Source organism: Streptomyces sp. NPDC041205 (assembly GCF_055591765.1).
In genome coordinates, this window is sequence record NZ_JBVIZH010000003.1 from 1,347,059 (window position 1) to 1,358,464 (window position 11,406).

Here is an 11,406-nt window from a genome sequence, read left to right on the forward strand (position 1 = left end):
GTAGCAGACGTGATGTGTACGCGGACGTGATGTGTACGCAGACCTGATGTGTACGCGGACGTGATGTGTACGCAGACCTGATGTGTACGCGGACGTGATCGCCAAGGCCGAGGCCATCACCGCCCAGGCGCCGTTCGATGACCAGGCTCGTGCCGATGTCGACTGGCGTCTGTGCCACATCGCCCTGGCCGGCCGGATCATCGCCACCGCGGCCCGGGAACAGGTCGACGGTCACACCGCCACCGTGGACGATCAGCCGTCGATGGATCCTGACCGGATCGCGGTGAAGCAGGGGGTTATGGGGGCCTGTCCTTGCGTCAGGTGATCTCGTCGAGCCAAGCGGCCGCGTCGATCTGAGCGGGCAGAGGCCGAGGCGTTGTGCGGTAGCAGGGCCGGATGGACGGTCCTAGCCCGCCTTAGCGGGGCTGGTACGGTTCGGCCGCCTCTGCCTGGATGATCTCCTTGGGGTCGGCGGTCACCGTGTAGGAGCAGTCGCGTTCCTCCAGCGCTTGCCGGAAGCCGACGCTGTGGCCGCAACCGGCATCCTCCACGATCACCGGTACCGACGTGAGCCAGTCGGCCAGTCGGTCCGGTCCAACAGGTCCAGCGGCAGGTGGGACTTGGACACACGTCCGACGCGGTCGGGCACCCCGGCGGCCCGACGCTGCTGGGCGTCGTCAGTCCATTCCTCGGGCTGGAACACGCTTGCCCACCGTTCCGCAGTACTGGCGGGCCACCTCCACCGATGCTTTCCCGCACTTCGGGAACGAGACGTCGTCGAACACTCACACCTCCAGACGGACCACCGGGCACAATCGCTCGGCGATCCATCGCCGCACCGGCGTCCAGTCCCGCGGTGACTGGCTGGCGAACGGCTGCGGGGCTTGCATGTTCCTGTCCGGCAGCCGCCCGGCCATCGGCTGGATCGACTTGGACGGCCGGTTTGAACGGAGCTTCCTGGCCGGGCGGGTTGGGTGACCGCATTGGTCTGCCGATCAGGGGGCTCCGTGGTCGTTCTTGTATGGGCGGGGTCAGCGGCTGATCTTCGATGCGATGGCTCGGTCCATGATCTGCAGGCCGAGGAGGTTGAACGGTTTGTTGATGTTGCGCATCAGTGAGTCCTGTGAGGGCCGGTAGATGCCGTACTCGTACTGGTGGCCGCCGCGGAAGGCGCCGATGAGGCCTCCGTCGGGAGTGGAACGGCCCAGGTATGCGGCCCATTTGGCGCCGCTGGGGTCGTTGGTGACGTTGGGCTCGCGGGGCTCGCTGCCGGGGTAGGTGGTGCCGGGTGTGTAGTACTCGTCGGCCAGGCCGCCGACGGAGTGGCCGAGCTCGTGGATGGCGACGCGTCCCGACTGGGTGTTGCCGCCGGAGACGGTGGAGAGGCTGGGGTAGCCGGCTCCGCCGTACTTGGTGGAGTTGGCGACGGCGACGATGGCGTCCACGCCGGGAGCCTGCGCGGCGTAGGCCTGGGCCTTGGACTCGTTGAGACACAGCAGATGGTCGAGGCCGCCGCAGTTGAAGTACATGTCGAGCGCGGTGTCCCGGTAGACGCCCGGGGAGGGGTCGTTGTCCACGCCGGACTGGTTGGAGATGACGTTGACGAGCCAGACGTTGACCGATCCCGCGTGCTTGCGCCACGGATCCGTGGCCGCTATCTGATTCCATTTCGCCTGGGCGTGCTGGCGGAGGGTGCCCGTTTGGGAGGCGGTGTAGCCGTCACCGACGATGACCATGTCGAAGCGGGAGCTGGAAGGGCCGGTGTTCTGCAGGGCGACGACATTTGCGGCAGCGGCGGCCTGCAGGTCCTGGCGCCCGGCGGCGGCCACCTTCTGGACCGGTATTCGGACCTGGCGGATCGTGCCGTCAGGCTGGAAGACCTCTCGCCATTCCGTGGGTTCTGGGGCAGCTGCCGCGTTGCCGGTGGGGGCTGCGGCAAGTCCGGCCGCGAGAAGGGCTGTTGCGGCGAGAAGAGCGGACACTCTTCGGCGCATGGGCGTCTCCTTGAGGCTTCGGGCCGGGTGTGGCACGCGGTACGGGCCGCGTGAACCGGCCGATTCAAGTGGGGGTGAGGCATGCGGAAGCCACGTACGGGGGCACGGTCGACCGGCACAAGGACGTCCTGAACGAAATGCGACGCATAAGTGAAGAGTTAAGTACACCTACGCGCGGATTTAAGTTAGAGGAGTGGTCCGGACCTGACAAGGTCTCTCAGTGGTTCATTCCTGGACCGAGGAGTGAGCGGGCCCTGGATCGTGCTGCCCCTGGTCCTCGTCGCCCCTGAGGAAGGGGGGCCTAGAACGGCTTGGCGGGGGCGGGCCCGAGGGTCGTCGTGCCGGGCGCGGCCCGGTGGCCGAGGCCGATCCGGTAGGCGTCGATCGCCGCGTCGACGCGGCCCGTGCGGACGAGCAGGTCGCCCAGGAGGCGGCAGATGTCCGCCAAGTCACCGGCGGCGCCCGCGTGTTCCAGCAGGCTGAGCGCAAGTGTGTAGTGCTCTTCGGCCTGCTCGTGGTCACCGCGCCGCTCGGCGATGAGGCCGAGCAGGCGGTGGGCACCGGCCTCGTGCACGGTCCCCCTGCCGGAGGCGAGGCCGGCCAGGACCTGCCGCAGCAGGGCTTCGGCCTCTGTGTCCTTGTCCTGGCGTTGCAGTACGTCGGCCAGTTCGACGCCGACCTGCTGGGCGTAGAGAGCCGCGTGCCGGGAGACGAGTACCTCGTGCGCGGTGCGCAGCGCGGACTCGGCCTGCGTCAGATCACCGCTCTGCGCGAAGACGTACCCGCGCATCCAGTGGCAGTGCGCGAGTTCGGTACGGATCTGCAGTTGCTGGTAGCACTCCGCCGCTTTGAGGAGCGAGGCGTCGGCTTCGGCGGCCCGGCCCTCGGCGAGCAGGGTCCGGGCGACACCTCGGTGCATCCTGGCGATCAGGGCGGGGTCGGAGACGTCCGGGGCGAGGGCGAGGGCGAGCTCCGCGGCCTGGGCCGCCCGTGCGTGGGCGCCCATGTCCATGTAGGGCGCGATGACCGCCGTGTAGAGCAGGACCAGCGCCTCGGGGTCGCATAGGCCGGTGGTGTTGAGTTCGTCGAGGGCGGTTTCCAGCAGGTAGCAGGCGTAGCGCAGCTCACCGGCGAGGAAGTGGGTCAGGGCGCGGCCGCGGATCGCCGGCACCCGGTGGGTGAGGGGCGCTCCCGCTTCGGCGAGTACGGCTTCGGCCCTCTCGAAGTGGCCGCGCGCCGGGGTGAGTTCGCCGATCTCCAAGGTGCACTGGCCGAGCCCGGTCAGTGCGGCGGCGTGTTCGGCGGTCAGGTCGTGGCGCTGGGCCTCGGCTGCGATGTCGGCATACCGGGTGACGGCCTCGTCTGGGTCTCCCGTGGCCAGGGCCCGCTGGGCATCGGCCAGGCGCATGCGCAGTTCGGTGGCGAGGTGGGCGGGGCGGCCGCTGGAGAGTTCCTCGTACGTGGAGCCAAGGCGTTCGGCGATGTGGCGCAGGGCTTTCTCCGAGGGCTGTATCTTGTCTGCCTCGATGGTGGAGATGTAGGCGGCGGTGTAGGCGGGTTCGGCGACCTGGCGCTGGGTCAGGCCACGGCCGGTACGCAGGCGGTGTACGCGGCGCCCCACGGATTCGGTGCTCTTGGCCGAACCGGTTGCCTGATCGGCTGACTCCTCGCGGGATGCTGCCAGCTTCTTCGTGCGTCGCTCTGCTGCCATCGGCGCTCCGCGCTCCCTTGGTCCCGTACTGCCCGGTCGCCGACGAGCGGACAGGGCTGCGTGATCGTCAGCGTAATTTCCCGCTCGGGGGCTTGTGCGGGCTGTCCCCACATCCTAAGTTAAGCGCCAATCTAAGTGTATTTATCAATTGGTTTAGTCGTGGTGGGGGCGCTTCAGGGCGTCGTGGAGGTTGAGGCAGATCTGGCTGGGGACCGTCGTCAGCCGGGCGCCGGGGGGCTTGATGGCGTCCTGCTGGGTCCGGGGCATGGCGTACGAGCGGGTGTGCGTCTCCTGGACGGTGTCCTCGGCCTTGGCCGGGGAACCCAGCATGCGGTGGGCGAGGTTGATGAGCGGACGCTGCTGGCTCCTGACCGCGTGGGTGTCTGTGTAGTGCTTGGGCTGTGCTGCCGCTGCCGGGTTTGTGAGGCGTGGTTTCACTGTGGAGGTCCTTGGTGGGCTCTCCGTTGTGTGGGCTTGTGTCGGGGGCCTGGTCCTGGAGGGTGTCTGTGTGTTCACGGGGGCTGGTGAGGCCCTGTGTTTGTTGGGTATCGCCGAGGAGATCAATGACAGCGGGTGCTGCGACGCTGTCGAGGTGCGCATCCTGGCCATGGACGGTGTCATCGAGGGAGATGAGGTCCGGCGGGTGTCGGCTGGGGCTGACGTCATCGTGGGCAGCGTCCAGGTGGTCATGGAAACGGGTTCTTTTGTGATCGTCTCGGGCGGTGGAAGCCAGTTGCCCGGGAGTGCCGGTGGTGCCGCCTGTGCGGTCTGGGTGGTCGGGGTGCGGAAGGTGGTCCCTGATCCGGACGGCGCGCTGGGGCGCGTGGGCGGTCACTGTCTGCGTCTTGGAGAGCGCCCGCACTCGGGAAGCCTACGGATGGGCCAGTGCGGTCAACCGGCTTCTTGTTCTGAACGCGGAGTATCTCCCCGGGCCTCTCATTCTGAATGTGGAGTATCTCCCGGGGCGCGGTATCGTCCTGCTGCTGCGTGAAACCATCGGGTTCTGAGTCCGATGTCGCACTTCCAGGTATGAGTTCACGAGGAAGACCTCGACGGGGTGGTCGAGGGCCGGCTGGACCGGTCCATGGCCGAGGCGCTCGCCCGGATGTCCGGTGGGCGGGTGCGTTCCCGGGCCAGGGCATTCTCGGGGCCATACCCCACGGTATCGACCACGCGGTCCTCGGTCCCGGCTACGCCGTCCACCGTATCCTCGTGGCTCAACTCCTCGCCGCCGTACGGTGTGCCGGTTTGAGAGCCGGTATCGCTGTGACCGGAAGCGGTCCCGGGGGCCTCGCTCTCGCCCGAGTCCTGCACCGTCATGGGCACCCTGGCACCGTCCTGGAACGCGGTGGCGCCCGCGACGCCCGTCCCGCCGGCGGCACGCTGGGCCTGCACGAGGGGCTGGGCCAAGTGGCGCTGGAGAAGGCAGGGTTGTCGGCGGAGTTTCAGGAGCTGTCCCGGCCGAGGGGCGGGCCATGCGGATCCTGGCCACGGACGGAAGCGTCCTGCGCGACTGGCGGCCCTGCCCGGACGAGCGGGCCAATCCTGAAATCGACCGCGGGCAACTCCGTGACCTGTTGCTCGGCCCTCTGGACGTCCGGTGGGGGCGGGCCGTGGCGCAGGCAGTGCCGCAGAGCCGGAACGGCGTGCGCGTGCATTTCGCCGACGGGCAGCAGGAGACGTCCGGCCTCGTGATCGGCGCGGACGGTGCCCGGTCCGGGGTTCCGCCCGGCAGTCTCATCCGCGACGCCGCAGTACACCGGCGTCACCTTGGCCGAGACCTCCCTGGACGACGCCGACACCCGCCGCCCCGGCCTCGCCCGGCTGGTCGGCGACGGCTCCGTGGCCGTGTACGGGGTGAACCGCGCGCTCGTCGCCCAGCGCGACAGCGGCGGCCACGTCAAGGTGTACGCCCAGTTCCGGGTGGGCCCGGACCGGCATACGGGCCCGGACCGGCATACGGACCCGGACCGGCAGAGGGGGGAGGGGGGCCGGCAGGGGGGCCGGAACCAGTGCGCGGGCCTGGGCCCGGCCGACGTCGAGGCCGTGCGATCGAGCCCGTTGGCTCTGTTCGACGGCTGGGCCGCTCCCGCCCTCGACCTCCTCCGCCGCGGCACCGCTTTCGTCCACCGCCCTCTCTGCGCCCTTCCCGTGCCCCACACCTGGACCCACGTCCCCGGTGTGACGCTCCTGGGCGACGCCTCCCACCTGATGCCCCGCCTGGGACGGGCGCGAACCTTGCGATGCTGGAAGGCGCCGAACTCGCCGAGTCCAACGCCGCCGCCCGCGCGCCCGGAGGTCTGGACGAGGCCGCCCGCGTCGTCGAGGAACGGATGCGGGCACGGGCCGGCAGGTGGGCGAACCTCACGATGGCCGGTCCGGAACGCCTCGCCAGCACGGCCCCCTGCGAAGCCCTCGCCCTCTTCGACGGGGTCCAGCCGTCGTGACGGCCACGGGCGAGAGACCGCCCCCACCTTCCACCGGCCGACCGGACCTGCCGGGCGGGCACCCGGCCTGGGGGCCGCATCCGTGGCGGGCGTTCGGTCACCACCAGCTGTTCTGGGGGCCGCGGCCGACCTTGCAGAAGTGAGGGGCCGCGCAGAGGGGCGGGTGGGTGGCTGCCGGGTGACGGGGCGGGCACGGTTTCGTGTTCGTGGAGGTGTGACGTGCTGCGGCGCGCTGTGACGCGCTGGGGCCGGTGGAGGCGCTGGGACTGTGCTGCTGGAGGTGCTGGGACTGCGCTGCCTTCATGGCCGGCTGGACTGCTGAGAGTGCTACTGAGGGGGCTGTTGAGAGGACGGCTGCTGAGAGAGCGGCTGTGGTGCGGGCGGTAGCCCGGTCGTGGTGGGGGGTGCCGGCCGGTCGGGGGCGGGGATGGCTGCTCGCAGCGCGGCGGCCAGGTAGCGGTGGACGGAGTCCAGCTCGCCGGAAGTGAAGTCTTCTGCTGCCTCGACCAGGTTGGTGATGAGCGGGCCGAAGAAGGACCGGCCCAGCTCCACGGCTTCCTGCTCCACCGCCAGCACGACGCGTCGCCGGTCCTTTACATCGCGCTCGCGGCGGAGGAGCCCCAGACGTTCCAGCCGGTCGAGCAGGGCAGTGGTGCCGGCGGAGTTGAGCCGCAGCGCCGCGCCGAGCCGTCCCGGGGTGACGTCGGCGCCTGCCCGGTCGGCGTCAAGCAGGTGGATGAGGGCCCGCAGGTCGGTGGGGTGCAGGCCGTTTCGCGCGGCGAACTCGGCGCCGCGCAGATCGAGTTCCACAGTCACCGCGCGCAGCAGATGGACCAGCCGCATCGCGGGGCCGATGTCTTCACTCACCCGGCTAGTATCTCGCCAAGCGAGATACTAGGTCAACGAGACAATTCCCCCGGGGGGTTCACCGTGTCCTCACCCCAAGAGTTCTTCGCCGCCTACGACGCACTGCTGGCCCGCTGGCCCGCCGGTACCACCGAAATCGATGTTCCCACCCCGTACGGGACCACCCGCATCCACGCCTACGGCCCCGCTGACGCCACCGCCGTCCTCCTCCTGCACGGCGGCGGCTCCACCGGCACGGTCTGGTTCGCCAACGCCCCAGCTCTCGGCACGCGCCACCGGGTGCTGGCCGTGGACATCCTGGGCGATGCCGGACACAGCGTCCCCGGCGGACGCCCACTGCGCACCACCACCGACCTGATGACCTGGTTGGACGCGCTGCTCGACGGCCTCGCCGTGCCCCGCACACACCTGCTGGGCCACTCCTACGGCGGCTGGATGGCTCTGGCCTACGCCCTGCACGCTCCACGGCGGGTCGATCGACTGGTACTGCTCGACCCAACCCAGTGCTTCACCGGCTTCCGCCCGGGTTTCCTGCTGCGCTCGCTGCCAGTGCTGCTCCGCCCGACGCGAACCCGCGCACGCGCCTACCTGGACCGGGAGACCGCGGGCACCGACACCGACCCGGGCTTCAAGCAGCTCTATGCCCTGGCGGTCTCGGGCTTCGGAAACCGGAAACTGGTCATCGGCCGCCGCCCGGACCCCACAACACTGAGCATTCCCCTCCTGACCCTTCTCGCCGGCCGCAGCACCGCCCACGATGCCACCAAAGCCGCAGCCCGCGCCCGCAAAGCCGTACCGGCCGCCCAGATCGAGATCCTCCCCGAGCTCACCCACTTCGCCATGCCCACAGCCTTACCCGCCCAGACGAACCACCGGATCACCGACTTCCTGACAGCCAGCACAGACAACACACACAACCAGGAAAAGCGAACCGCCCCAGGCACAACCTGAAGGAGATCAAACCGAACTGCAGTTTCAGGTGCTGACTGAACGGGAGAAGAAGAACAGCGTCACCTTCTCCTCCAAGCGGATCCTTCAACCGCTGGACGAAGACCCTCACCGACCCCGGCCCTGCGCGGCCATCATCGCCCGGCCCACCTTCAACGGCGCGATCATCCAGACCCGCACCGAGTCCTACCAGCTCCCTCACACCAAGGCCCTGGCGGAACGCGCCGCCATCAGCCCGGGCGCCACCGCCAGCAACTGCTACGGACCGACCAAGCACTTCGGCCTCGTCGGCCCCTCCGCCCCCGCCCACATCACCCGCAGAGCCCCCGACACCAAGGCCAACCCCCGGCTGCAACAAGCCACCGAACGCCCCACCGATGCCAAACTGCCCGCGCCCCCAGCTCCTACTTCGCCAACATCGGCGTCCGCGGCACCCTGCGGCGGCCTGCAAACCACCCTCGACAAAACGACGGCAGGAGTCGCCAACCCCACAGACACCCAGAAACTACGCCCCCTGCACAACCATAAAGACACAACTCCTGGCCCTGCGAATCGACGCCGCCCTAGTCGACCAGGAACTCACCGCACCGACCGGCCCCCCACCCCCCACCATGCGCTTCGACTTCACCCTCGACCTCACCAAACCCAAAGGCCGAGCCCTGCGACTCCTCATCCACCCCCTCCTCGAACAACTGGACTCACAAGACCCTCCTGTTCCAGCACACGCAACTGCAGCACAGCCAACGGCACTGCCCCGCCACCGCCCTGCCCCTGGCCCAACCACACTCACACACCAACCAACTGCACCACAGCCCGCAACCCCGCCACCCACACCCCCTACAGACAGCCCTGACGTTCACCGAAGCGAACCTCACCGAGCCCATCAGCCTCACGCCATCGCAGACGCCGCACACTGCAGCCCACGCACCCTCACCTCCGCATTCCGCATTCCGCAACCGGCTCGGCCTCTCACCACGTCCTACGTCCGCAACCCGCGCCTCGACCAGATCCGCGAAGACATCCTCACCTCCACCGACCCCATCGACACGATCGCCTACCGCTGCACCACCCACCTGGGCCGCTCCGCCGCCCAGCACCGCGACCGCTTCGCCGAACTCCCCCCGACACCACAACCCGCACAGACGGACCGCAACCGCGAGAACGCAGGTTCGGATCCGACCACCCAGCCCAGCCGACCCCACCCACCCCGACCACACCCGTTCACGCCCCACAGCCCCAACTACGCCAGTACAACGACGACATAGAAACGCCGCACGCACCGTACTCCACCACCACACCGCACACCGCCACGGCCGTCACATACACCGAGGCCCAGACAGAGCCCACTCTGCAACCCCGGCAACGCACCCGACGCTGTAGCGAGCTGCACCGGCCACCGAAGCGACGGATCCGTCGACCCACCCAGGGAAGCAGCGCCCTCAACCGGCAACAGGCACTCACGGCGGGCGAGCCAGGCCGAGGGGTCTAGTACGGACCGTTGACGTTGTCGATCGACCCGTACCGGTCAGCCGCGTAGTTACAGGCAGCAGTGATGTTGGCGACCGGGTCGAAACTGTCCAACGACGTCCCGGGCAGACGGTAGGCAGCAAAAGTCGGGTCGATGACCTGCAGAAGCCCCTTGGACGGCGTTCCCGCGGCAGCGTTGGAGTCCCAATTGTTGGTGGCCAGAGGGTCACCGGAGGACTCACGCATGATGTTGCGGTGGATGCCCTCGTAGGAACCAGGAATTCCATGCTGCGCCAAGATGTCGAGCGACTCCTTGATCCAGCCGTCAAGATCGTTGGTATAGGACTTCTCCGCCGGGGCAACGACGGGCTCGACGGCGACCGCGTTGTCACGCTCGGACCGATCCGCCCGCTCGCTGAAGGCATCCGGCTTCTGCGCGGGCCCGGCCGGACCCTTCTCACCGAGAGTGAGCTTGAGACCAGGGCGGATCATCCCCGGGTCATCGCCCAGAGTGCCGCGGTTGTCCTGGTAGAGCTTCTTCCACCCGCCGCTCAGGGAATGCTCCCGGGCGATCTTGGAGAGAGAGTCACCCACTTCGACGACGTACGTCCCGGGCGCCGCAGCGGGCTGGACGACCGCGCCGGACTGCGCCGCGGCAGCGTCGGTCGCGCCGAGCACCGGCAGCGCGAGCACGGCCCCGCCCGTGCCTGCGGCAGCGATGCCCCGGCTGAGCGGGCTGGACTTGGGGCGGCGGTGCTTTCCCTTTGCAGGCATGACGAATTCCTCTCCGTCGCCTACGAGGTGAGCTGTCGGGTTCGGACGGGAGATGTCCGGTCGCACTGCGCGCGCGACTTCACCCCGAGCCGCTCCGGAATCCGGACCGGCGTCTTACCTGGGTCCCCCGCTCCTGCCGTGCGCAAGTAAATGGGTGGGAAGGTTTCCGGACAGCGGCAGGATTCGGCGTTCCATCCGGATTGACGGTGACGTTAGGCGAGGAAGCCAGGACGGAACAAGACCCGAATTCAACTCGGTGATGAGTGAGACCCATCCCCGACGAACATAATCCCTCACCCTCTTTGATCAAATAGCCCAACTTTCTTTGCGCAGAACGAAAGTGTGCTCAACGGATCCCGGAGCCACTATCCGCTGTGTGACTCATTTCACCAAATGGGATACAGGGTGGAATGCGACTCGGCGACGTATCAGAGCATGCTATTTCGTACACACATTGCGCAATAGAGACAATATTTCATGTACGCCATGAATACCAGAAAGAGCCTCTTTTTGCTCAAAAGCGAACATTACGTGAGGATGCTTTCCCTCGGACCCTGCCGATCTTCGGCGCGATAGCAGGCCTGAACAGTGAGGTAGAGCAGCCACGGCGAAGCCGGCAAGCCGTGCGAGGCACTCACGGGGGCAAGGGCCGCGAGGGAGACGATCCGGCACGGGCTGTGTGGTCGGAGCGGACCGTGGAGCTGAGAGACAGCGGTCATGCGGAGCTGGGGTCGGGTGCCGTTGGTGGGAGAAGGGGGCCGCTCGGGCGGCTGGCCATTAAAACCGACCCCCGGGACACTTATCCAATGGACGCTACCTTGCAAGAGCGGGATGAGACGGGGAGTCAACTGACCATACGCCGTTCGAAAATTCCTTGCGGAAGAAATTGACAGGATATCAACAACGGGGGAATGTAGAGAATCTGATGGTCCTTCAATTCCAACGGGTAAACCCGAGAGCAAGCTCATATGACTACCTGTCAGATTGATTGGGAAAGACGAAAACGGACAGTCCTCATCCCGCAGCCAGCCGCAGGAATTCGCGGAGCGAATTCCTGGACCGAATCGCGGAGCGATTCGGTTGCCGGGCAACGGAGTTGACCGGCGTCGGCCCCGGAGGGCCGACCGAGCGGCGCGGAGCGCCGCTCGGTTCCGCCGCGTAGCGGCGGCGCGTCGTGTCCGCGGAGCGGACCGCGCGC

The 11,406-nt window shown here is 68.1% G+C and carries 10 protein-coding genes, 3 pseudogenes and 1 riboswitch; of the genes and pseudogenes, 5 read left to right on the top strand and 8 right to left on the bottom strand.

Annotated features, from left to right (window positions below):
• Positions 1–94 precede the first annotated feature (94 nt).
• On the top strand, positions 95–325 hold the full coding sequence (locus ACZ6BG_RS19800; RefSeq protein WP_469002857.1) for a hypothetical protein: 231 nt from the start codon (positions 95–97) through the stop codon (positions 323–325).
• Positions 326–416: 91 nt separating this feature from the next.
• Here the strand turns inward: ACZ6BG_RS19800 and ACZ6BG_RS19805 are convergent, their stop codons facing one another.
• From ACZ6BG_RS19805 to ACZ6BG_RS19825, 5 genes and pseudogenes are all read right to left on the bottom strand, one after another.
• The gene (locus ACZ6BG_RS19805; protein WP_469002859.1) at positions 417–557 is read right to left on the bottom strand and encodes a hypothetical protein; all 141 of its coding nucleotides are present in this window, start codon (positions 555–557) and stop codon (positions 417–419) included.
• A gap of 120 nt (positions 558–677) precedes the next feature.
• Positions 678–926: pseudogene (locus tag ACZ6BG_RS19810) on the bottom strand (transposase).
• Positions 927–1,031: 105 nt separating this feature from the next.
• Positions 1,032–1,994 (bottom strand): M64 family metallopeptidase, encoded by a 963-nt coding sequence (locus ACZ6BG_RS19815; RefSeq protein ID WP_469002863.1) that lies wholly within the window; start codon positions 1,992–1,994, stop codon positions 1,032–1,034.
• A 301-nt stretch (positions 1,995–2,295) separates the two neighbouring features.
• Positions 2,296–3,705, bottom strand: a complete 1,410-nt coding sequence (locus tag ACZ6BG_RS19820; RefSeq protein ID WP_469002865.1) for a helix-turn-helix domain-containing protein — start codon at positions 3,703–3,705, stop codon at positions 2,296–2,298.
• A gap of 153 nt (positions 3,706–3,858) precedes the next feature.
• Positions 3,859–4,143: a sigma factor gene (locus ACZ6BG_RS19825; protein ID WP_469002868.1), complete on the bottom strand. Its 285-nt coding sequence runs from the start codon at positions 4,141–4,143 to the stop codon at positions 3,859–3,861.
• A 169-nt stretch (positions 4,144–4,312) separates the two neighbouring features.
• Here ACZ6BG_RS19825 and ACZ6BG_RS19830 point away from each other — a divergent pair, with 169 nt between their 5' ends.
• Complete coding sequence (locus ACZ6BG_RS19830; RefSeq protein WP_469003032.1) at positions 4,313–4,696, top strand: LUD domain-containing protein; 384 nt, start codon at positions 4,313–4,315, stop codon at positions 4,694–4,696.
• Positions 4,697–4,740: 44 nt separating this feature from the next.
• On the opposite strand, the gene ACZ6BG_RS19835 is transcribed toward ACZ6BG_RS19830, so the two are convergent.
• Positions 4,741–5,025: a hypothetical protein gene (locus tag ACZ6BG_RS19835; RefSeq protein ID WP_469003049.1), complete on the bottom strand. Its 285-nt coding sequence runs from the start codon at positions 5,023–5,025 to the stop codon at positions 4,741–4,743.
• Between ACZ6BG_RS19835 and ACZ6BG_RS19840 the strand changes: the two are divergent.
• Positions 4,972–6,152 (top strand): annotated as a pseudogene (locus tag ACZ6BG_RS19840) (FAD-dependent oxidoreductase). The gene ACZ6BG_RS19835 and the pseudogene ACZ6BG_RS19840 sit on opposite strands and share 54 nt — an antisense overlap.
• A gap of 327 nt (positions 6,153–6,479) precedes the next feature.
• Here the strand turns inward: ACZ6BG_RS19840 and ACZ6BG_RS19845 are convergent.
• Positions 6,480–6,995 carry a MarR family transcriptional regulator gene (locus ACZ6BG_RS19845; protein ID WP_469003035.1) on the bottom strand — a complete coding sequence of 172 codons (516 nt, stop codon included), beginning with the start codon at positions 6,993–6,995 and terminating at the stop codon, positions 6,480–6,482.
• An 87-nt stretch (positions 6,996–7,082) separates the two neighbouring features.
• Here ACZ6BG_RS19845 and ACZ6BG_RS19850 point away from each other — a divergent pair, with 87 nt between their 5' ends.
• Positions 7,083–7,970 carry an alpha/beta fold hydrolase gene (locus ACZ6BG_RS19850; RefSeq protein ID WP_469002869.1) on the top strand — a complete coding sequence of 296 codons (888 nt, stop codon included), beginning with the start codon at positions 7,083–7,085 and terminating at the stop codon, positions 7,968–7,970.
• Positions 7,971–7,983: 13 nt separating this feature from the next.
• Positions 7,984–8,196: pseudogene (locus ACZ6BG_RS19855) on the top strand (ATP-binding protein); the annotation flags it as partial.
• A 1,256-nt stretch (positions 8,197–9,452) separates the two neighbouring features.
• Here the strand turns inward: ACZ6BG_RS19855 and ACZ6BG_RS19860 are convergent.
• A complete protein-coding gene (locus ACZ6BG_RS19860) occupies positions 9,453–10,208 on the bottom strand; it encodes a transglycosylase SLT domain-containing protein (RefSeq protein ID WP_469002872.1) in 756 nt (251 codons plus the stop codon).
• A 2-nt stretch (positions 10,209–10,210) separates the two neighbouring features.
• A riboswitch (cyclic di-AMP (ydaO/yuaA leader) is annotated at positions 10,211–10,375 on the bottom strand.
• Positions 10,376–11,406: the final 1,031 nt, after the last annotated feature.

What these genes read in the sequence shown, in the direction of transcription:
- ACZ6BG_RS19815 (WP_469002863.1), bottom strand. Translation starts at nt 1,994, where the DNA reads ATGCGCCGAAGAGTGTCCGCTCTTCTCGCCGCAACAGCCCTTCTCGCG.
- ACZ6BG_RS19820 (WP_469002865.1), bottom strand. Translation starts at nt 3,705, where the DNA reads ATGGCAGCAGAGCGACGCACGAAGAAGCTGGCAGCATCCCGCGAGGAG.
- ACZ6BG_RS19830 (WP_469003032.1), top strand. Translation starts at nt 4,313, where the DNA reads ATGGACGGTGTCATCGAGGGAGATGAGGTCCGGCGGGTGTCGGCTGGG.
- ACZ6BG_RS19835 (WP_469003049.1), bottom strand. Translation starts at nt 5,025, where the DNA reads ATGACGGTGCAGGACTCGGGCGAGAGCGAGGCCCCCGGGACCGCTTCC.
- ACZ6BG_RS19845 (WP_469003035.1), bottom strand. Translation starts at nt 6,995, where the DNA reads ATGCGGCTGGTCCATCTGCTGCGCGCGGTGACTGTGGAACTCGATCTG.
- ACZ6BG_RS19860 (WP_469002872.1), bottom strand. Translation starts at nt 10,208, where the DNA reads ATGCCTGCAAAGGGAAAGCACCGCCGCCCCAAGTCCAGCCCGCTCAGC.